General features: G+C 25.9%; 2 protein-coding genes. Both read left to right on the top strand.

All coding sequences use genetic code 11. From position 1 onward, the window contains the following. Window positions 1-114 precede the first annotated feature (114 nt). Window positions 115-1,698, top strand: a complete 1,584-nt coding sequence (locus AJ939_RS11055; RefSeq protein ID WP_070276058.1) for a lysozyme — start codon at window positions 115-117, stop codon at window positions 1,696-1,698. Continuing rightward, window positions 1,692-2,051 carry a hypothetical protein gene (locus AJ939_RS01195; RefSeq protein WP_002779560.1) on the top strand — a complete coding sequence of 120 codons (360 nt, stop codon included), beginning with the start codon at window positions 1,692-1,694 and terminating at the stop codon, window positions 2,049-2,051. Before AJ939_RS11055 ends, AJ939_RS01195 begins: the two co-directional genes overlap by 7 nt. Window positions 2,052-2,405: the final 354 nt, after the last annotated feature.

Genomic DNA, 2,405 nt, shown 5'->3' with positions numbered 1-2,405 from the left:
TTAGATCAAGATAATACTATAAAACAAGATACACCTAGTTATTATTTTTCTCCTAAAGATGAAAGCAGTGGTTTAGGAAGACTTAGTATCTTTTATAAAAATGATGAACTTTGCTTGCTTAATTATTCTATTATAGAAAATTCTTTAAATATCAAATTAGAATGTTTAAGCAAACAAAGCTTAGAGTATAAAGACTTAATTTCAAACACTTTAAAAGAACAAAAAACCACACAAGTAGATAAAAAACAAGCTATAGCTAAACTTCATGCTCTTTTAGAAAATCAAAACCTAGAATGTATCCATGGAGGTAAAGTCATACTTAAATCAAACAAAGGAAAAACTTTTAAAGATGATGGTGTGCCTATTATGCTAGAAAGTGATTTATTAAACTCTAGTATAGTAGCTTGTCCTAATACTATAGCAGGTGTAAGTGTTCCTTGTACTAAAGTTGTTAATGTAAAAGGATCCTTATCTCAAAAGAAAGTCAATAATGAATATGTAATCTTACAAGAACTCATATCAGCTTGTATTAGTGATAAAGGTTTTCCTTTAAAAGTAAGCTTTACTCCTACTAAGTTTAAATTTGATCACAGCTTTAATCCTAAAGAGGGCTTAGGAGAACAAAGTAAAAATCAAATAGAGTTAAAAGAACCTATAATAAGACTTCATTATAAAAGTGATAGATTTCAAAAAGATAATTTACCTATCTATAATCTTTTAATCAATAATGAAAAAAAAGAACAAAATAAGGCTTTAAATGAATTTAATATAGATTTAAAAGATTTAAAAGATATAGAGGATATAAATATTCTTAATCAATTCAAACAAGACTTTAGTAAAGATTATGAATTTAAAGAATTAAATCTTAGCTTTGATACTAATTTAATCAAACTTTATTTTATTATCTCAAAAAACATTGCTAAAGTTTATAAAAGTGCTTATAAGGAATTTGAAAACAAAGATTTAGGAGTAGGGTATTTTACACAGCTACATGAGTATGATAAAATCATCAAAAATGCTTTAGAAGATAATAAAGAATTAAACGAATATCATTTTAGTTTTTTAGCTCCTGCAAAAATGCAAAATTTAAAACTTCAAATCGCACAAGGACTAGATGAAATCTTAGAAGATGAAGATAGAAAACAAGAGCTTTATGTTTGTAAATTTGTGGTGGTAAATGGGGTTAGTGAAAACAATACTCAAGAAAAAATCACTCATCTAAGCAATGATGGTCAAAATCTTTTAAAAAATATAGAGAAGCTAAGACTCAAACCTTATAATGATCAAAATGGAAAAGAAATTACTTCATATGTTAAAGGTGCAACTATTGGATATGGACATCTTATAGGGCAAAATGAATGGGATTTGTATAAAAATGGTATTACTTTACAAGAAGCGGATAAATTGTTTAAAAGCGATTTGTTGCCCTTTGAAAATGCTGTAAAAAATTCAATAAACTCTTCCTTAGCACAGAACGAATTTGATGCCTTGGTTATATTATGTTTTAATATAGGGATTGATAATTTTAAAAATTCTTCTGTTGTTAAAATCATCAATGGAGAGAAAACAGGCTGCAAAACATTAAAGGAAGCTTGGATGGCGTGGAACAAAAGTCAAAATAAAGTAATGCAAGGACTAATTAATAGGAGAAATGCTGAATATAAGCTTTACATTCAAGGAGGTTATGAAAAATGGTAATTTTTAAAAATATATTATTGTTTTTATTTTTTAGTACTTATTTATTAGCGCAAGAGGATTTTACTCCACTAGAGCAATGTACCTATGAAAATGAAAAGTTTTGGATAAAAATTTTAAATCTATGTCCAGAGGGTAATATAACTTGTGATAAAGTTGTATATGTGGGTGTCAATAAAAATAATGGAAAATATATTGTCCTAAACGGTAAGTCTATTAGTGATGTAAATATGAATTTTAAAGGATATGTTTTTAAAAATGGTATTTATGAATACAATATTTTTAATAATTTTTTATATATTTCTAAAAACAAGCAGATTATACAAGAATATCGTCTGAAATTATGTGAAAAATAGACACAACAAAGGCAACAAGCAACAACAAATACCTAGAATATGTAAAAAGTTAAAAAGATGCAATAAGAATTACAAGAAGTTTTTAAAGTTATAAAAATCCTAATTAATGAAATCTTAGCTCCTAAATTTTACAACAAATACAAAGATTTAGAAGTAGAGATTGATGATAAGGGCAATGTGCTTAGGTGGATAGGAGAGATTAATAGAGAGACAAAAAATATTAGCAAATAAAAAATGATATAATAATGCTTTATATAAGGAATCTTTTATGTTTATAAGTTCTAAAACAGAGTTAATTCAAACTATTAAAAATTTAACAATCAACAATAAAGAAGTTAAACAGATTGATTTTAT

The organism is Campylobacter sp. BCW_6889 (assembly GCF_001762535.1).
GTDB classification, from domain to species: domain Bacteria; phylum Campylobacterota; class Campylobacteria; order Campylobacterales; family Campylobacteraceae; genus Campylobacter_D; species Campylobacter_D jejuni.
Note: the sequence above shows the minus strand (reverse complement) of the source record. Positions and strands in the feature narration are given on the sequence as shown.

What these genes read in the sequence shown, in the direction of transcription:
- AJ939_RS01195 (WP_002779560.1), top strand. Translation starts at nt 1,692, where the DNA reads ATGGTAATTTTTAAAAATATATTATTGTTTTTATTTTTTAGTACTTAT.